Source organism: Actinomadura sp. 6K520 (assembly GCF_004349245.1).
Lineage (GTDB): Bacteria > Actinomycetota > Actinomycetes > Streptosporangiales > Streptosporangiaceae > Spirillospora.
The window spans coordinates 20141-39145 of sequence record NZ_SMLC01000063.1 but is presented as its reverse complement, the minus strand read 5'-3'; the positions used below and the strand labels follow the sequence as shown (position 1 = coordinate 39145).

Here is a 19005-nt window from a genome sequence, read left to right as displayed (position 1 = left end):
GCTATAGGGTTTGGCGGCGTGAGTGGAGTGGTGGGGCCGGTGGGGCCGTCGCGTGGGGTTGCCGGCGAGCGGTCCGGGTTCAAGGACCTTTTCAGTGGTGTCGGGTATCTGCTGCGCGGGCTCGGGTGGGTGGCGCGGCGTCCGGCGCAGTGGCTGTTCGGGCTGATTCCCGCGCTGATCGTGCTGGCCGTGTACGGGGCGGCGCTGGTCTTCCTGGCGTTCCAGGTCGACGGGCTGGCCGGGTGGGTGACGGGGTTCGCGGACGGGTGGTCGGACGCGGCGCGGACGTCGGCGCGGGTGGTCGCCGGGATCGCGATCTTCGGCTCCGCGCTGTTCCTCGCGCTGATCACGTTCACCGCGGTGACGCTGCTGGTCGGGGACCCGTTCTACGAGGCGATCGCGGTGCGGGTCGAGGAGTCGCAGGGCGGGGCGCCGCCGGACCCCGAGGTGCCGCTGATGGTCTCGATCGGGCGGGCGGTCAAGGACACGCTCATCCTCGCGGCCGTCGCGCTGGGGTTCGCCGTGGTGTTCTTCGTGTGCGGGTTCCTGCCCCTGATCGGGCAGACGGTCGTGCCCGTGGTCGCGGGGCTGGTGTCGGGATACTTCCTGGCGGGTGAGTTGTCGTCGGTGGCGCTGGAGCGGCGCGGAATTCTGCGCAAGGAGCGGTTCGCGCGGATGAGGGCCGACCGCGCGCTGGTGCTCGGGTTCGGTGCCGCGACCGTTGTGGTGTTTCTCATTCCGCTGGGCGCGGTGCTCGCGATGCCGGGTGCGGTGGCGGGCGCGACGCTGATGGTCAGGGAGCGGCTGGCGGGCGGCCCGGAGGCCGAGGAGAGGCTGGTCACACCGGGTGACGGTGGGCCCGCTGCGTATCACTGAGGCGATAGGAAGATGTGTCCAGAGCGTGATTACAGGTCGGGATTCAAGCGCTGATCATCGCGTAACGTGTGCCGCATGTCCGATCAGGGGGAGCGCGGTGTGCGCTGGACCGATATGAGCGAGGGCGAGCCGCGGGACGGGTCCCGCGAGGAGCCGCAGGCCGGCGACGAGACCGGTCCGCAGGCGGCCTTCGCCGAGCCCAAGGTGCCCGGCGGGTTCATGCCGGCGTCCGGGTCCGCCCCCGGTTCCGGTGAGGGCGGGCGGTCGCACGACGTCTGGGGCAAGGTCGAGGAGCCGGGCCCGTCGTCCGGCGAGCCGGAGGCCGAGGACGTCCGGGTGGCGCCCGCGCCGGAGGCCGAGTCGCCGCAGTGGGAGGGCGACCTGTTCGACGAGGGCGCCGACGACGAGCGGGGCGACGAGCGGTACGCCCCCGCGGTCCCCACCGGGGCCGGCCAGCCCGCCAAGCCGGGCAAGCCGAGCAGCGGCAACTGGCAGATGCCGGAGTGGATGGCGGACGAGGCGTCCGCCGACGCCAAGCTCGGCGGCACGCCGGGTCCGTCGCGCGACCGCGACGTCCTGGACGGTGGCGGCGGGCGCTCCCGGCTGGTGCTGTTCGGCGGGATCGGGCTGCTGGTCCTCGCGCTGGTCGCGGCCGGGGCCGTGTACTTCCTGAAGGGCGGCGGCGGCGAGCCGGCGGAGCCGGAGGGCAACGCGGGCCGGACGGCGGAGCAGTCCGAGGCGCCGCAGGCGGAACTGCCGCCCGACAAGCCGCTCGCGGCGTTCGGCGGCAGGCCGAGCCGGGTGGGCGGGCAGGTCGCGGACGCCCATTCGGGGCTGTCGTACCCGCGGATGGCCGCCCCGTGGAAGGTGCCCACCAAGCAGAACGGGCTGGGCACGCCGGGCTGGTCCGGGCAGCAGATCCTGGTGACGGAGAAACGGGGCGGGCAGCTCTGGTACGGCCAGCTGCTCACCGGCACACTGCACCCGAGCATGCAGGGCGCCTACCAGGGGCCGGAGAGCGTCAAGAACGCCACCGCCGTGGTCGCGCAGGGGTACGAGGCGCAGTACTACGCGTTCCCGCACGAGACGAAGCCGCTGGCGTCGCAGGCCCTGAACGTGGGCGGGCGGCAGGGCTGGCTGATCGCCTCGTACCTGACCTACCAGCGCGACGGGGTGCGGGCGACCGGTGAGGTCGTCGCCACGGCCGTGATCGACACCGGCCGCAAGACGCCCGCCGTGGTGTTCGCGTCGATGCCGAACACGCACAAGCAGATGTGGCCGGACGTCAACACGTTCTTCTCCCGCCTGAAGCTCGCGCCCTGACAGACCGAATGCCGTTCTAATAGGCTGTGGCCACTTCTAGGAGAGGTGGGACCATGGCGATCGGGCTGACGGAGGAGCACGAGGCACTGGCGGCTTCGGTGCGCGGGTTCGCCGAGCGGAACATCACGGCGCAGGCCGTCCGCGCGGGGGACGCCGCCGGTTTCTGGCCGGCGCTCGCCGCGCAGGGGCTGCCGGGCCTGCACCTGCCGGAGGACGCCGGCGGACAGGGCTTCGGGCTCCTTGAGCAGGCCGTCGCGCTGGAGGAACTCGGCCGCGTCCTCGCCCCGGGGCCGTACGCGCCGACCGTGCTGGCGTCCGCGGTGCTGCACGCCTGCGGGGACGCGAAGCTGCTGCCGGGTTTGGCGGACGGGTCCCGTACGGCCGCGGTGGGGTTGTCCGGAAGCCTTGACGTGGACGGCTCCAGCGTTTCCGGGACGGTGCAGCCCGTGCTGGGCGCGCCGCTGGCCGACCTGTTCCTGCTTCCAGTGGGCGAACGCTGGGTCGTCCTTGAGCGGGACGAGGTCGTCGTCGGTTCGCTGGAGTCCCTGGACATCACCCGCCCTGTCGGATCCGTCACGGTCGACGGCGCGACCGTCCCGGACGAACGCTTCCTTGAGGGCGCCGACGTGCAGGCGCTCGCCGTCGTCCTGCTGGGCGCCGAAGCGTGCGGTGTGGCCGGACGTGCCCTGGACGACGCGGTGGCCTACGCCAAGATCCGCGAGCAGTTCGGCCGTCCCATCGGGCAGTTCCAGGGCATCAAGCACAAGTGCGCCCGCATGCTCATCGCTCTTGAGCGCGCCAGGGCGGCCGTGTGGGACGCGGCGCGCGCGCTGGACGAGCCCCAGGAGCAGCGTGCCTACGCCGTCGGCGTCGCCGCGGCGCTGGCCGCGGACGCGGCCGTCACCTGCGCGGAAGGCAACATCCAGGTGCACGGCGGCATCGGCTACACCTACGAGCACGACGCCCACCTGCTCTACCGGCGGGGCCTGACCCTGCGCGCGCTCCTCGGCCGGGCGAGCGGGCACCGCGCGGACGTGGCGGCCCTGGCCGTCGCGGGAGTGCGCCGCCCCATGAACGTCGATCTGCCGGAGGACGCCGCGCCGGTGCGCGAGGAGATCCGCGCCCGCGTCGCGGAACTGGCCGCGATGGACCCGTTCGAGCAGCGCGCGGCGATGGCGGCGGGCGGCTGGGTGACCCCGCACCTGCCGAAGCCGTGGGGGCGGGACGCCTCGCCGCTGGAGCAGATCGTCATCCAGCAGGAGCTGAAGGCCGCCAAGGTGCGCCCGGTGCCGCTGATGATCGCGGGCTGGGTCGTCCCGTCGCTGGTCCAGTACGGGACGCCGGAGCAGCAGGAGCGGTTCCTGCCGCCGACGCTGCGCGGCGAGATCATCTGGTGCCAGCTGTTCTCCGAGCCGGGCGCGGGCTCCGACCTGGCCGGGCTGCGGACCCGCGCCGAGCGCGTCGAGGGCGGCTGGAGCATCAGCGGGCAGAAGATCTGGACGTCGCTGGCCCGCGACTCGCAGTGGGGCATCTGCATCGCCCGCACCGACCCCGATCGACCCAAACACGACGGGATCACGTACTTCCTGGTGGACATGGCGTCGCCGGGCATCGAGATCCGGCCGCTGCGCGAGTGCACCGGCGACGCCGTCTTCAACGAGGTGTTCCTGGACGGCGTGTTCGTCCCCGACGACCTCGTCGTCGGGCCCGTCAACGCCGGGTGGCGCGTCGCCCGCACGACCCTGGCGAACGAGCGCGTCGGCCTGACGAGCAGCTTCCAGCTCGGCGGGGACCTGCCAAAGCTGCTCGACCTCGCCGCCGGGCTCGGCCTGGCCGACGACCCGGTCGTTCGCGACGGCCTCGGCCGGCTCGCCTGCGACGCGCACTCGTTCAACCTCCTCGGGCTGCGGGCCACGCTGAAGCAGCTGTCGGGCACGGACCCGGGCGCGACGGCGAACGTGCGGAAGCTGGTGGCGATGGAGCACGGCCAGCAGGTCACCGAGTTCGGGTTCACGCTCCTCGGCGAGGAGGGCGCCCTGACCGGCGGCTGGAAGGACGGGCTGCGCCCCCGCTGGACCCGCTACCTGCTCGCGTCCCGCGCGATGAGCATCGGCGGCGGGACCACCGAGGTGAACCTCAACGTGATCGGCGAGCGGATCCTCGGCCTGCCGCGCGACCCGGAACCGGTGGGGTAGCGTCCTGGCGGGCATGAGGGGGCGGACTGCTTGAACGAGCGGGGACGTTGAACGAGCGGGCACGGCATCTGGTGGCCGCGCTGACCGGGCTGGGGCTCGGGCTCGCGGCGCTGGGGCCGGGGCTCGCGCCCGGGTTCGTGCTGTCGTACGACATGGTGTTCGTGCCCGACCCCGCGTTCACCGCCCTGACGTTCGGGCTGACCGGGATCGTGCCGCGGCACGTCCCGAGCGATGCGTTCGTGACCGCGCTCGGCACCGTCCTCCCGGCGGACGCGGTGCAGAAGCTCGTCCTGCTGGCGATCTTCGTGATGGCGTGCACGGCGGCGGCGTCGCTCGTCCCGACGACCCGGCTCCTGCCGCGCCTGGCGGCCGGGGTCTGCTACGCGTGGAACCCGTTCGTCGCCGAACGGCTCCTGCTCGGCCAGTGGGCGCTCCTCCTCGGCTACGCGGCCCTGCCGTGGGTGGTCGCGGCCGCCGCGGGGCTGCCTGACCCGGGTGGGGGGCGGCGGCTCGTGCGGTCCCTGCTCCCGGCCGCCGTCGGCGGGTTCGCGGCGCTGGCCGTCTCCGGCCTGACGGCGCTGGTCGTGGCCGTGGTGGCCCGCGGGCGGGCCGGGGTCCGGGAACGGGCGGCCGGCGCGGCGCGGGTCGTGGCGGCCGCGGGGGTGCTGAGCCTTCCGTGGCTGGTGCCGGGGCTGCTCCGCCCGGCGGGGGTGCCGGGGGACGGGACGGCCGTCGGCCTGTTCGCCGCGCGGGCCGACACCCCGTTCGGGACGCTCGGGAGCCTGTTCCTGCTCGGCGGCGTGTGGAACGGCGAGACGGTGCCGGACGGCTACGGGGCGCCGGTGACCGCGACGGTCTGGCTGGCCGTGGTGGTCGCGGCGCTCGCCGCCTACTGGAAGTGGTGCCGGGAGCCCGGGTGGCGGCGCGGCCTGGCCGCGGCGGCGGTGGCCGGGTTCGCGGTGGCGGCGCTGGGGGCGGTCGCGGCGCCGGTCCTGGAGTGGGTCATCGGTCTCTGGCCGGGGTTCGCGGTCTTCAGGGACGGCCAGCAGTACGTGGCGCCGCTGGCCGTCGCGGTCGCGGTGGGGCTCGGGACGGCCGCCGACCGGGCCGCCGGGGCGCGGCTGCCGGGCGTGGCCGCCGCCGCGGCGGCCGTGCCGGTCATCCTGCTGCCGACGCTGGCGTGGGGCGCGGCGGGCGAGCTGCGGGCCGTCCGGTACCCGGACGACTGGGCGCGGGCCAGGCAGATCATCCACGCGGATCCGGCCGAGGGGGACGTGCTCGTGCTGCCGTGGGCGGCGTACCGGAGCTACCCGTGGAACGGCGGGCGCCGCGTCCTCGACCCGCTGCCCCGCTACCTGCACCGCCGCGTCGTCGTGGACGACGCCGTCAGCGTCGGGACAGCCACCGGGACCACCACCGTCGCGCCGGAGGACCCGAGGGCCGTACGCCTGGCACCGGCCGCCCGCACCGGCGCCCCTCCCGTGGCCACGTTGCGTGCCGAGGGAATCCGGTACGTCGTGGTCGACGCCGAGATCGGGTCGCAGCGTCCGTCCGGACCCGCCGTCGAGGTGCTGCGCGGCCCCGACCTGGCCGTCTACCGGATCGACGGGGTCGCCGCGCGCCCGGGGGACGGTGTCCCGGTCGTGCCGGTCGTGCTGGGATGGGTCATCGCGAATCTGGTGGTTTTCTGGTCATTCCTGGCGTCAGGTACTACTCTGAGCCCTCAGTTACTCAGCAGTATCAAACCCCGCAGCACTCCCCCTCGTAGAAGGACCCCCTGATGCGCATCGCCATCGCCGCAGTGGTCGGCGTTCTGCTCGCGGCCGGAGCGTCGTTCGGCACGGTCCAGCTCGTGGACAACTCCCAGAAGGACCCCGTCATCAAGCCGCTGTACAACTACGGCTCTCGCTGACGCAGGCCCCGATAACATGCTCACGCGTAGGCCCTGATGGGTAGGCCCCTGGGGACCCGGCGAGGCGGCCCCGCCCTCCTGGAGATCGTCGTTCCCGCCTACAACGAGGCCGACCGGCTTCCGGAGGGACTCGGCGCGCTCTGCGACAAGCTCGCCGGGCTCCAGGTGCGCGCGGAGGTCATCGTCGTCGACAACGCGAGCACCGACGGCACCGACGAGATCGTCCGGTCCTGGAAGGGGCCGGTGCCGGTGCGGCTGGTGCGCTGCGAACGCCGGGGCAAGGGAGCGGCGGTCCGCGCGGGCCTGCTGGAGACGCGCGCTCCCTATGTAGGATTCATGGACGCCGATATGGCAACAGACCTCGCCGCGCTGGACGAAGCCATCGTCCTGCTGCGCGAGGGCCGCCCGGTCGTGGTCGGGTCAAGGCGCCACGGTCGGTCGGTCGTCCAAGGATACGCCCTGCCGCTGCGGCGGCTCGGTGCCATCGCGTTCAACCGTGCCGTCCGCGATCTCGTGGGCGGCATCGCCGACACCCAGTGCGGGTTCAAGTTCTTCGACGGGCCGCTGGCGCGCGTGGCGGCGGCGGACCTGCGCACGGAGGGCTTCTCGTTCGACGTCGAACTCCTCTCCCACTGCGTTCGGCGGGGCGCGTCCGTCACGGCGATCCCGGTGGTGTGGCGCGACCGGCCGGGCTCGACGTTCTCGGTGCGGCGGCATTCGCTGCAGTGCCTGCTCGACCTGACCCGGATCCGCGTGCGCGCCGGGTTCCGGCTGCCCGGCGTTCCCGCGGCGCCGATCATTCCGGTCGTGCCCGTCCGGGCGATGTTCCGCGAGCCGAAGGCGGAGCCGATCGTCCTGGACAAGGGGCTGCCGTCGACGTCCACCGCACAGTCGGGATGAACACGACCTCCACGGACCCTGGCACGACACCCGCGAGACTCCGGCTGGCGGTCGTCAACTGGCGGGATCCGTGGCATCCCGCCGCGGGCGGGGCCGAACGCTATGCGTGGGAACTCGCGCGCAGGTTCGCCGCCGACGGCTCCCGCGTCCACTACGTCACGTGCAGGGCGCCAGGGCAAAAACGGCGAGAACGCGTCGAGGACGTGGAGTTCGTGCGGCTCGGCGGCCGCTTCACCGTCTACCCGCTCGTTCTCCTATGGCTGCTGGCCCGCCGCCTGGGCCGGCCGTCACGGAGGCGGGACCGCTCGTTCGACGCGGTCATCGACTGCCAGAACGGCATCCCCTTCTTCACCCCTTGGGCCCTCCCTCGCCGCGTGCGGGTGGTCTGCGTCATTCACCACGTGCACGACGCCCAGTTCGACCTGTACTTCCCGCGGTGGCTGGCCTGGCTCGGCCGCGTGCTGGAGGGCCCGGTGAGCCGCTGGACGTACCGGCGGCACGCGTTCGCCGTCGTCTCGCCGTCCACGCTGCGCGCGGTGCGGGAACGGCTGCGCTGGACGGGGCCGGCCCACGTCGTCCCCAACGGGACGGCGGTCGCCGAGCCCGGCGGGGACCCCGCGGAGCCCGCCGGGGACCCGGACCTGGTCTGCGTGACCCGGCTCGTCCCGCACAAGCGCCTCGACCTCCTCCTCGACCTCGCGCGGCGGCTCGCGGAGAGCCGCCCGGGGCTGCGGCTGCACATCGTCGGGGACGGGCCGGAGGCGCCCGCGCTGGCCGCCGGGATCGCCGAGCGGGGCCTGGCCGGCGTCGTCATCGCGCACGGCTACGTGGCCGAGGAGGTCAAGGCCGCCCTCGTCGCCCGCGCCGGCCTGCACCTCAGCACGTCCCAGGGCGAGGGCTGGGGCCTCAGCGTGATCGAGGCCGCCGCGCTCGGCGTCCCGACCGTCGCCCACGACGTGGACGGCCTGCGCGACGCCGTCCGCGACACGGTCACCGGATGGCTCGTCCACCCGGGCGACGACCAGGCCGACGTCGTCGAACGGGCCCTCAAGGAACTCGGCGACCCCGCGCGCCGCGCGGAGATCGCCGCCGCCTGCCGGGCCTGGGCCGCGGAGTTCGACTGGGCGCGGACGGCCGGCCGGATGCGCGAGCTCCTCACCGCGTCGTCCCCCGGTGCGGCCACGCCGGGGGAGGACCCCGCACACGCGGTCCGGCGGTACGGTGACGGGCACCCGGGCTGACACCCCCGGGGCGGGCAGAAAGGGGCAGAGCGCGAGCATGGCCGTGGGAGAGGCGAACCCGCCCCGCGCCGGCGCGCCCCGGCAGCCCGTCCCCGGCGGCGGGCCGCCGGACGGCGCGGACATCGGCGAGCGGCTGCGGGAGCGGCTGCGCGTCCTGGCGTGCTGCCTGACGCTGGTCGCGATCGCGTTCAGCACCCGGCCCGGCGAGATCCTCGCCGACACCAAGATCGACATGGCGGTGAACCCGCTCGGATTCCTGGGGCGCGCCCTGCACCTGTGGGACCCGGAGCAGTTCGGCCAGCTGCAGAACCAGGCCGTCGGCTACCTGTTCCCGATGGGCCCGTTCTTCGCGCTCGGCGACGTCGCCGGGATGCCCGCGTGGATCACGCAGCGGCTCTGGACGTCGCTGCTGCTGTGCCTGGCGTTCGTCGGGACCTGGCGGCTGGCCGGGCGGCTCGGCCTCGGCGGGCCCGGCGCCGCGTCGGCCGCCCCGCGCATGTTCGCCGCGATGGCCTACGCGCTCGCCCCGAGCGGGCTGGCGACGCTCGGGCAGATCTCCTCGGAGTACATGCCGGTCGCGATGCTGCCGTGGATCGTGCTGCCGCTGGTCGGCGCGGCGTCCGGGGAGAGCGGGCGGCTGCGGGCCGCCGCCCGGTCGGGGCTGGCGATCGCCTGCTGCGGCGGCATCAACGCGACCGCGACCGTCGCCGTCCTGCTCGTCCCGTTCCTGTACATCGTGACGCGGCCGCGCGGGTCGTTCCGGATCCGGCTGCTCGCGTGGTGGTCGGCGGCCACGGCCGCGGCGACGGCATGGTGGCTCGTCCCGCTGCTGCTCACCGGGACGTACGGGTTCTCGTGGCTCACCTACACCGAGCGGGCCGAGACGACGACCGGGCCCACCGGACTGATCAACGTGCTGCGCGGCGCGGAACGCTGGGTCAACTACCTGATCATCGACGGGCAGGTGGGGTGGCCGGTCGGGTACGCGCTCTCGGTCAACCCGGTGCCGATCATCTGCACCGGCCTGGTCGCGGCGCTGGGCCTGGCGGGCCTGCTCGGACGGCTGCTGCCGGAGCGGACGTTCCTGCTGGTCACCCTGCTGGCCGGGCTGGCGATCCTGTCCGCCGGCCACCTCAGCGACGTCCCCGGCCCGCTGGCCGGGCAGCTGCGCGACCTGCTGGACGGGCCGCTCGGGCCGCTGCGCAACCTGCACAAGTTCGACGCGGTGGTCCGGCTGCCGCTCGCGCTCGGCCTCGCGCATCTCCTGGTCGTGGCGACCGGGCGCGCCCGGCAGGGCCGGGTCCGCAGCCTCGGCACCGGGTCGCCGCTGGGCGGCGGGGCGTGGAAGGCCCTGGTCAGCCTGCCCGTCGTCGCCGCCGTCGCGATCGGCGGCATCGGCGTCACCGCCGTCTCGCGCGGGCTGAGCGGGCCGGGGGAGTTCAAGGACGTCCCCCGCTACTGGCGGGACGCGGCGTCCTGGATCAACGCGCGGGCGGGGCAGCAGGGCGTGCTGGCCGTGCCGGGGGCGCCGTTCGGCGAGTACCTGTGGGGCCGGCCGATGGACGACATCGTCCAGCCGCTGCTGACGGCGCGGTGGGGCGTCCGGCAGCTCGTCCCGGCCGGTTCCCCCGGCTACACCCGCGCGCTGGACGCGATCGACCTGCAGGTCCGGTCGGGGCAGGGGTCGCCGGGGCTGAGCGAGTTCCTCGGCCGGATGGGCATCCGGTACGTGCTGGTCCGCAACGACCTGCGGCGCGAGACGCTGCGCGGCGCGTGGCCCGCCCGTGTCGACCAGGCGCTGGAAGGGTCGCCCGGCCTGCGCCGGGTCGCCGCGTTCGGCGAGCCCGTGGGCTGGGACAACGGCGACGCGGTGTCGGCCCTCGACCAGCCGCGGCCCGCGCTGGAGGTCTTCGAGGTCGAGGGCGCCGAGGCCGTCGCGAACCTCGCCGCCGCATCCGATCCCGTCCGCGTGTACGGGGGACCGGAGTCGCTGCTCGCCATGGCGGACGACGGCGCGCTGCCCGCGGGGCCCGTCCTGCTGGACGACGACGCCCCCGACCTGCGCGGCTCCCCGGTGGTGACCGACTCGCCCCGGCTGATCCGCCGCAACTTCGGCGAACTGCACCAGACGTCCCCGACGCTGTCCGCGCGGCACCGCCGGCAGGCCACCGACGTCCTCGACGAGGGCTGGAAACGGTACGCCACCCATGTGAGCTACGGCGGCGGCGTCCGCGACATCACGGCCTCCTCGTCGGCGGCGGACGAGGACACCTTCGCGCAGGCGCAGAAGCCGGGCGCCTACCCGTACGCCGCGTTCGACGGAAACCAGTTCACCGCCTGGGAGACGGGCGGGTGGGACGGCCCGGTCGGGCAGTGGCTGCGCGTCGACTTCGACGCGCCGCGGGACGTGGGGAGCCTGACGGCGGCGTTCGTCCAGAACCCCGCGCTCGGCCCGCCGGTCGCGCGGGTCCGGGTCGAGACCGAGGGCGGGGCGGTGGAGCAGGACGTCCAGCGCACGGCGCTGGCGCAGCCGCTCCGCGCGCCGGAGGGCCCCACCCGCTGGCTGCGGCTGCGCATCGCGGGCCTCGCGGCGCAGGCGGCCGTGCCGGAGTTCGCGCGCGCGGGCGTGTCCGAGGTGGCGATCGGCGGGGTGCGGCCGACCCGCTCGTTCACGATGCCCGCGCCCTCCGGGGTCGACGGCCCGGCCACGTACGTGATGAACCGGAGGCCCGGCGCCAGGGACGAGTGCATGAAGGGCGAGCAGCGCTGGGTGTGCTCGCCGGACCTCGGCGCCGACGGCGAGGAGGGCGCCGGGTTCGACCGGACGTTCACGTCCGCGACGTCCGGCAAGGCCCCCGTCACGGGCACGGCCGTCCTCACCGACCTTGAGCTGATCGGCCGGTACACGGCCGTCGACGGCCAGCCGTCCGTCGCCGCGAGTTCGACGATCTCCACTCATCCGGCCGCCCAGGCGAGGTCGGGCTTCGACGGGGACCCGGCGACGACCTGGATCGCGGCGGCGGAAGAGGACGCCCCGGTCTACAGCGTCCGGTGGCAGCGCCGCACGCGGCTCTCCGCGATCACCCTGCGGCGTCCGCCCGGCGTGTCCGGCCCGATCCGCGTGCAGGTCGAGGGGGGCGGCGGCGAGGTCCGGGAGGGGCTGTCGGACGCCGCGGGCAGGCTGTCGTTCGCCCCGATGACCACCGACCGGCTGAAGATCACCTTCTTCCGCGGCAGCCAGATCCAGCCGGTCCAGCTCACCGACCTGGTCATCCGGGGGGTGGACCCGCTGCCCGACGTGCGCGGCCACCCGCTCAAGCTGCCGTGCGGGTACGGGCCGAAACTCCTGGCCGGCGGGTCCGGGGACCAGGCCGCCATCCAGACGGAGGCCACCGGCACGCTCGGCGACCTGCTCGCGGGCCGCCCCCTGACGTTCAGCGCGTGCAAGCAGGCGAACCTGCGGGAGGGCGCGAACCGGCTGTCGGGCGTGCCCCTCGACTCCTACCGGATCGACACGGTGACGGTCGGCGCCAAGCCCGCGGAGGACACCGCGGCCCGGCCGCCGCAGCCGGTCAAGATCCTCAGCTGGGGAGCCGGCACCCGCCGGCTGGAGGTGGAAGCGGCGGCCCCCTCGTTCCTCACGGTGAACGAGAACTTCAACGACGGATGGACCGCGACCGCCGGCGGCACCGAGCTGCGGCCCGTCCGGCTCGACGGATGGAAGCAGGGCTGGCTCGTCCCCGCGGGCACCGGCGGTGTCGTCGAGCTGACCTACCGTCCCGACCGGGCGCAGCGGTTCGCCGTCGTCGCGGGCCTCAACCTGCTCATCCTCCTGCTGATCGTCGCGGTCTGGCCCGCCCGGCGGGCCCCCGGCGACCGCCGGGGCCCGCTGCCGCGGCCGGGACGCGTGCCGGTGGGCGGTACGGGCTGGCCCGCGTGGGCGGCGGTCGGGCTCGCGGCCGCGCTCGGCGGCTGGGTCGCCGGACCGCCCGGCCTGGCCGTCGCGGCCGCCGTCGCGGTCGGCTGCGGCTGGGCGCGCACCCGCCGGTCCGCCGTCGTGCGGGCCGTGGCGTCGCCGTGGACGATCGCGATCGCCATGCTCGCCGGGACCGGATGCCTCGCCGCCGGCGCCTGGCTGGACCTCATCGAGAACCCCGCCGCGCCGTCCGGCGCGCTCGGGGACGTCGCGCCCCAGCTGCTCGGCCTCGTCATCGCCGGCCGGATCGCGGCGGAGCTGTGGCGGCCGCGGCCGCCGGGCGGCGACTCGCGCGGGCCGATCGCGCTCAGCTGGACGGCTCCCGGGCAGGGGCCCGGCGGGGACGGTCCCGGCGGGTCAGCCGCTGAACCGGGCGCTCCAGCAGGTAGTAGCTCACGGTCGCCGCTGCGATGGTCGCCGCGGTCAACAGGGGCAAATCCGTTGCCAGGTCCCCCCGGAAGACCCGGTCCGTCCCCTCGAACCACCCGACGATGATCAGCAGCTGCCACAGGAACAGGCCGTAGGAGATCCGGCCGAGGAACCCCATCACCGGGTTGGCGAGGACGGCGCCGAGCGCCGGATGCCCCGCGGGCGCCAGCGCCACCGGGGCGAGCAGCGCCGCCGCGCACAGCCCGCCCACGACCAGGTGCAGGGTGGACGTCCAGAACTCGTCCGGTATCTGCAGGGTGACGGGCCCGGTCGCCGGCGTGGACGCCACCACGTACAGCATCGCCGCCCCCACCCAGCACGCCGCCCACGAGTCCGACACGGCCCGGCACACCGCCGCCACGGGGCGCCGCTCGTCCAGCCGGGCCCACACCGTCACCACCGCGAGCGCCATCCCGATCGCGAACCACACGAAGAACCGCGGCAGCCACAGGCCCAGCTCCGGGTTCCGCTCCGGAAAGAACTGCAGGGCCGTGTAGGGGAACGACAGCGCCGCGTACACGCCGATGCCGATCAGGAGGCGCTTCGCCCGGACGCCGACGTCGTGGGTGCGCTTCCGCCGCGCGTACCAGCCGAGGACCGCCGCCGTGAACGGCAGCGTGGCGTACCAGGCGACCTCGACCGCCAGGCTCCACAGCTGTCCCAGATGCGCCGGGCCGAGCCCGCTCTCCCACCACATGTCGGGGACGTAGGTCTGCGTGAGGGTGAGCAGGGAGACCCACGTGACGGGGTCGCCGATGTGGTCCCGCCCCGCGGTGACCATGAAGCAGACGATCAGGGCCCAGTAGGCGGGCATGATGCGGAACACCCGCTTGCGCAGGTACAGGCCGACGCGCGGGGCGGCCCGCCCGTCCAGGACCGCCGCCGCCCACGGCCGGTAGAGCAGGAGCCCAGACAGGGCGAAGAAGACGGGCACGCCGACCTGGCCGCCGTTGAACAGCCAACCGAGCCCGTCCGGCTTGGCGAGGGTGCCCGCCGTGGCGGCCACGTGGTAGACGAGGATGCTGAGCGCCGCGACCGCGCGCACGCCTTCGAGCGTGGCCTGGTGCCCGGAGATGGGCGGCGGCGCCGGCCGGGCCGGCTGCGGGGCGGGCCTCACGTGCCGTTCTTCCGGAGGACGAGGAGGAGGTTCCAGGTGGTGAACTCCCGCAGCCCCGGGACGCGGACGGTCCACCCCGCCCAGTGCGGGTGGTAGCGGGGCAGGGCGTCCACGACGTGCGCGTCTTCGCGCCCGCGCGCCCACTTCAGGGCAGCCGACACCGACACCTGGTGCAGGCTGTGCCCGTGCCGGTTCTTCGGCGGGCGGCCGTTCCGGCGCTCGTATCTGCGCGCCGCCCGGTCGCCGCCGAGGTAGTGCCACGGCGAGGTCTCGTGCCCGCCCCACGGGGACAGCCAGTTGGTGAACGACAGGAACACCGTCCCGCCGGGACGGACCACGCGGAGCATCTCGTCCGCCATCCGCCACGGCTCGGGGACGTGCTCCAGCACGTTCGACGAGAAGCACACGTCGGCGGAGCCGGTGCGGAACGGGAGGGCGAGGGCGGACCCGACGAACAGGTTCCGCGCGGTGCCGTCGTGCGCGGTCAGCGCGGCCGGGTCGTGGTCGATGCCCGCACACCGCGCCCCGGCCGCGGTGAGCGCGTGCGCGAAGAAGCCCGAACCCGTCCCCACGTCGATGACCGTCGCGCCGGTCAGGTCGGCGTACGAGCCGAGCTGCGCGACGGTGTCGCGTGCCATCAGTTCGTAGAAGTACCCGGGGTCGGTGTTCTCGTGCCGGAACGCGCTCAGCAGCCGCACCGACCGCGCCAGCGTGGCCCGATGCGGCGGGTGGACGCGGTCACCGGGCACGGGTGACAGCCGGTCCGGCGTGGGGGGCGCCGAGGTCATCGCCACCTCGCTGTGTTCGGGCGCCGGTTCGGGAGACGCCCGGTTCGGGCGGATCTTGATCCGGGGCTGAGCTGCTGAGCTGCTGAGCGGAGCTTACCGGCCAGTACGGGGTCCTGTAGGGTAACGCGAACCTGCCGGAGCCCGGCCTCCCGGCCCGCGAAGCACGGCATACCCCCTGGAGGTGTTCATGCGGCGACCGATCGGACTGCTCCTGATCGGCCTGGGCGCGTTCTTCCTGACGCTCGCGCCCCTGGTCCGTTTCTATGTGGCCGACCAGGTCATCGTCGCGCCGCTGAACCGCTACCAGGTGACGCTCCTGGAATCGGAGAACGCCACGTACTTCGACCAGGCCGAGCTCAAGACCAAGACGGGCGTCACCCTCCAGGCGAAGAACACCGTCCGCGGTGACGTCCGCGCCAACGAGGGCGACGACGACATCGCCGTCTGGGACTCGACGACCAACATCTACGACACCGACAACCCCGAGAACCCCATCCAGATCCAGGCCTTCCGGATCGCCTTCGACCGGCGGACGAGCGTCCAGGTCGACTGCTGCGGCACGAACGTCGACGGCGACAGCGGCGTCCGGATGGCGGGGAGCTACGGGCTGCTGCTGCCCCTCGGGAACGTCGAGAAGAAGGACTACCCGGTCTTCGACACCACCACCAAGCAGATCGCGCCGATGGAGTTCAACGCCGTCGAAGAGGTCCACGGGCTCACGACCTACCGCTTCACCCAGACGATCCCGCTGACCAAGACCGCCGAGATGGACGTCAAGCTGCCGCCCAAGATGCTCGGCCTGCCCGAGGACGCCGGCGACCAGAAGGTGGCCCGCTACAACGAGGCGTACAACACGGTCTGGGTGGACCCGCGCACCGGAGTCCCGGTCAAGCACCGCAAGAACATCCGCAGCACCGTCCAGACCGCGGACGGCAAGGGCAAGATGATCGCCGCGCAGGCCGACCTCATCACCGTCGACAAGGACCAGAAGGCCGCGGTCGACCTGGCCGACAGCACCGCCCTGAAGATCAACATGGTGCGCAGCTTCGTCCCCGGCGGTGCCATCCTCGTCGGCCTGGTCCTGCTGTTCGTCGGCGGATTCCTCGGCCTGTCCCGCGGGGCGGCCCCGCCGCCGCCCGCGGCCCCCCGCCGCTCCGACGGCAAGTTCGGCGACCCGGGCACGCCGTCCGGGCCCCCGAACCCGGCGAACCCGGCGAACCCGGCGAACCCGGAGGAGCCCGCGCCCGGTCCCGCGTCTCCCCGGCAGGAGGCCCGCCGGCCCGCGCCGGGCAGCCAGCGCCAGCGCCGGAAGGCGTCGGGGCCCGCGCGCCGCCGCTGACGGCCGCCGCCCCTCGCTGATACGTGTTCTAGATGGCTGCCCCGCGCGGGTGCCGTCGAGTCGCGGTGTGCCGCCCTGAGCCTCGTCTCTTCGGTATGGCACGCCGCGACTCGGTCATGCCCGCTCCCTGGCCGGCCCCCGCCCGGATCGGCACCGATCTTCCTAACTAGAACCTGTTGCAGTTTTGCCGGGGCGCGCCTAGGGTCGGGGTTGTGCGGACACGAGTCACCGAACTATTCGGCATCGAGTACCCGATCTTCGCGTTCAGTCACTGCCGCGACGTGGTCGCCGCGGTGAGCCGCGCAGGCGGCATGGGCGTCCTCGGCGCCCTCCACTTCACCCCCGAGGAACTTGAGCTGGAGCTCAAGTGGATCGACGAGAACGTCGGCGGCAAGCCCTACGGGGTGGACACGGTGATGCCCGCCAAGTACGAGGGCGGTGACCTGGGCGACGCGGAGGAGTTGCTCGGCAAGCTGCAGGGCATGATCCCCGCCGAGAACCGCCGGTTCCTGGAGGACCTGCTCGCCGAGCACGGCGTCGAGCCGTCCACCGAGAGCGCGAGCAAGGCGCTGCTCGGCTGGACGGACCAGACCGCCCGGCCGCAGGTCGAGGTGGCGCTGCGGCACCCGATCGCGCTGCTGGCCAACGCGCTCGGCCCGCCCCCGGCGGACATCGTGGCGCAGGCCCACGAGCACGGCGTCAAGGTCGCCGGGCTGGCCTCCAACGCCCGGCACGCCCGCAAGCAGGTCGACGTGGGCGTCGACATCATCGTCGCCCAGGGCACCGAGGCGGGCGGCCACACCGGCGACGTCGCCACGATGGTGCTGATCCCCGAGGTCGTGGACGCCGTCGGCGAGGACACCATCGTGCTGGCCGCGGGCGGCATCGGGCGCGGCCGGCAGATGGCGGCCGGCATGGCCCTCGGCGCGGACGGCGTGTGGACCGGTTCCATCTGGCTGACCGTGGACGAGGCCGACACCCCCGAGCGCGCCCTTCCGAAGCTGCTGGACGCGACGTCCCGGGACACCGTCCGGTCCCGCGCCTGGACGGGCAAGCCCGCCCGCTTCCTCAAGTCCGCGTGGACCGAGGCGTGGGAGAGCGAGAAGTCGCCCGGCTACCTGCCGATGCCCCTGCAGTTCATGCTGATCGCGGACGCCCTGCCGCGCATCCAGCGCTCCGGCGACGGCGAGCTCGTGACCTTCCCCGTCGGCCAGATCGTCGGGTCGATGAACCAGGTGAAGCCCGCCGCCCAGGTGGTCTACGACCTGATCGAGGAGTACGTCGAGGCCATCGAGCGCCTCAACGCCATCACCGAGGCGGACTGACGCCTCACCGGACCCCTTCCAAGGGACCGCCGTCCACCGGACCCCGCCGCCGCGCCCTTCCCCCTGGGCGCGGCGGCGTGCCGGTCTCCGGACGTGTCAGGGCCGGGTCAGAAGCGGGTCATCCAGGACAGGGCGCGTGCCAGGACGTAGTACACGACCCCGGCGAGGGCCCAGTTGATGTAGAGCTGCTCTTCCGGGTCCTGGCGCGTGAAGACGTCGTGGAACGGGGTGGCCAGCCAGCGGCCCGTGTCGAGGACGGCGTCCACCAGGACGTTGCCCGGGTTGGCGTCACCCCAGGTCAGCAGAATCCCGAGCGCGAGGATCGCGGCGGCGGCCCAGCCGGCCGCCATGATCAGCATGCTGACCGGGTTGGGCCTGCTGCGCATCCACCGGCGAGGCTTCCGCTTGACGACGACGGTCCGGGCGGTGTCGTCGGCCGGCGGGGTCTGCGTCCTTCGGGGCCAGAGGCGCCGCCGGGGCGCCTCCTCCTCCGCGGTCTCGTGCCGCCTGCGTCCTAGGTGCAAGGCCATGGCCTGCTCCGTCCTTCCGTGACTCGCTTGGGTCCAGCCATGCCACGGAGGCGACCCAGAAAACGCGTCCCCGGGTTTCGGACAGTCCGTTATTCACCCTTGTAGACGGCGGGCCGCTTCTCCTTGAAGGCGCGCGAGCCCTCCTTGGCGTCCGCGGAGCCGATGACGGGCCAGCCGAGCTCGTCGGAGATCTTGAGGGCGTCCGCTTCGGAGAGGTGCTCGGTCTCGCGGTGCGTGCGCAGGATGGCCTGGACGGCGAGCGGGGCGTTCTCGGCGATCCGGCCGGCCAGCTCGCGGGCGGCGTCGAGGGCGGTGCCGTCCGGGACGACCTCGTTGATCAGGCCCATGGCGAGGGCCTCCTGCGGGGTCACCGAGCGGGCGGTGAGCAGGATGTCCATCGCGTTGGCGTAGCCGATCTGGCGGGTGAGCCGGATCGCGGAGCCGCCCATGGGGAACAGCCCGCGCTTGGCCTCGTACAGGCCGAGCGTGGCGCCCTCGGCGACGACGCGCAGATCGGTGCCCACGAGGAGCTCGGTGCCGCCGGCGACGGCGTACCCCTCGATGGCGCAGATGATCGGCTTGGTGGGACGGCTGTCCCGCAGCAGCCCCTTCCAGTGGAAGTCGGGGATCTGCGCCATGCGCTCCTGGACCCGGGGGTCGGACGGCGTCTGCCCCATGGCCTTCAGGTCGGCGCCGGCGCAGAACGTCCCCCCGGCCCCGGTGAGGATGCCGACGCGGACCTCCGGGGTCTCGGAGATGTAGGCCCAGGCCTCCGCCAGACCCACCAGCATCGAGGAGCTGAGCGCGTTGCGCGCCTCGGGCCGGTTCATCGTGACGATGACGACGTGACCGTCGCGCTCGACGTCGCAGTGCTCGGTGCTGATCGGCAGCCGTTCCGCCATGGTTCCTCCAGCTCAGATGTCAAACGAGAACAGATTCTAGTTAAGCCGTCGCCCTACCGGTAGGGCTTGATTAGCAAAACGAGAACGTGATCTACTTTGCTCGCCGGGGCGTCGTCTGTGACGACGCTCACCGTGCTCACGTAGGGAGATCC

13 protein-coding genes and 1 pseudogene are annotated in these 19005 nt (G+C 73.8%); 10 read left to right on the top strand and 4 right to left on the bottom strand.

Features of this window, described 5'->3' with window-relative positions:
* Positions 1-3 precede the first annotated feature (3 nt).
* The 8 genes and pseudogenes from E1289_RS18425 to E1289_RS39650 form a co-directional block, all read left to right on the top strand.
* Positions 4-876 carry an EI24 domain-containing protein gene (locus E1289_RS18425; RefSeq protein WP_243712925.1) on the top strand — a complete coding sequence of 291 codons (873 nt, stop codon included), beginning with the start codon at positions 4-6 and terminating at the stop codon, positions 874-876.
* A 75-nt stretch (positions 877-951) separates the two neighbouring features.
* Positions 952-2199, top strand: coding sequence for a hypothetical protein (locus E1289_RS18420; protein ID WP_131981746.1), 1248 nt, complete (start codon positions 952-954; stop codon positions 2197-2199).
* 53 nt (positions 2200-2252) lie between these two features.
* Entirely contained in the window at positions 2253-4394 is a 2142-nt protein-coding gene (locus E1289_RS18415) for an acyl-CoA dehydrogenase (protein WP_131981744.1), read from the top strand.
* Between the two features lie 47 nt (positions 4395-4441).
* Positions 4442-6175 (top strand): hypothetical protein, encoded by a 1734-nt coding sequence (locus tag E1289_RS18410; RefSeq protein ID WP_131981742.1) that lies wholly within the window; start codon positions 4442-4444, stop codon positions 6173-6175.
* Positions 6175-6306 (top strand): hypothetical protein, encoded by a 132-nt coding sequence (locus E1289_RS40155; RefSeq protein WP_268248556.1) that lies wholly within the window; start codon positions 6175-6177, stop codon positions 6304-6306. Before E1289_RS18410 ends, E1289_RS40155 begins: the two co-directional genes overlap by 1 nt.
* A 36-nt stretch (positions 6307-6342) precedes the next feature.
* On the top strand, positions 6343-7206 hold the full coding sequence (locus E1289_RS18405) for a glycosyltransferase (protein WP_131981740.1): 864 nt from the start codon (positions 6343-6345) through the stop codon (positions 7204-7206).
* On the top strand, positions 7203-8447 hold the full coding sequence (locus tag E1289_RS18400; protein WP_131981738.1) for a glycosyltransferase family 4 protein: 1245 nt from the start codon (positions 7203-7205) through the stop codon (positions 8445-8447). Before E1289_RS18405 ends, E1289_RS18400 begins: the two co-directional genes overlap by 4 nt.
* A gap of 37 nt (positions 8448-8484) precedes the next feature.
* Positions 8485-10602: pseudogene (locus tag E1289_RS39650) on the top strand (alpha-(1->3)-arabinofuranosyltransferase family protein); the annotation flags it as partial.
* A 2128-nt stretch (positions 10603-12730) separates the two neighbouring features.
* On the opposite strand, the gene E1289_RS39645 reads toward E1289_RS39650, so the two are convergent.
* Positions 12731-13969, bottom strand: a complete 1239-nt coding sequence (locus E1289_RS39645) for an acyltransferase (RefSeq protein WP_243712924.1) — start codon at positions 13967-13969, stop codon at positions 12731-12733.
* Entirely contained in the window at positions 13966-14757 is a 792-nt protein-coding gene (locus E1289_RS18385; RefSeq protein ID WP_131981733.1) for a class I SAM-dependent methyltransferase, read from the bottom strand. Before E1289_RS18385 ends, E1289_RS39645 begins: the two co-directional genes overlap by 4 nt.
* 187 nt (positions 14758-14944) lie before the next feature.
* Here E1289_RS18385 and E1289_RS18380 point away from each other — a divergent pair, with 187 nt between their 5' ends.
* Entirely contained in the window at positions 14945-16096 is a 1152-nt protein-coding gene (locus E1289_RS18380; RefSeq protein WP_131981731.1) for a DUF3068 domain-containing protein, read from the top strand.
* Positions 16097-16308: 212 nt separating this feature from the next.
* Positions 16309-17421, top strand: a complete 1113-nt coding sequence (locus E1289_RS18375; protein ID WP_131981729.1) for a nitronate monooxygenase — start codon at positions 16309-16311, stop codon at positions 17419-17421.
* A 107-nt stretch (positions 17422-17528) separates the two neighbouring features.
* On the opposite strand, the gene E1289_RS18370 is transcribed toward E1289_RS18375, so the two are convergent.
* A complete protein-coding gene (locus E1289_RS18370; protein ID WP_131981727.1) occupies positions 17529-17951 on the bottom strand; it encodes a hypothetical protein in 423 nt (140 codons plus the stop codon).
* 89 nt (positions 17952-18040) lie between these two features.
* Positions 18041-18853 (bottom strand): crotonase/enoyl-CoA hydratase family protein, encoded by an 813-nt coding sequence (locus tag E1289_RS18365; RefSeq protein ID WP_131981725.1) that lies wholly within the window; start codon positions 18851-18853, stop codon positions 18041-18043.
* Positions 18854-19005: the final 152 nt, after the last annotated feature.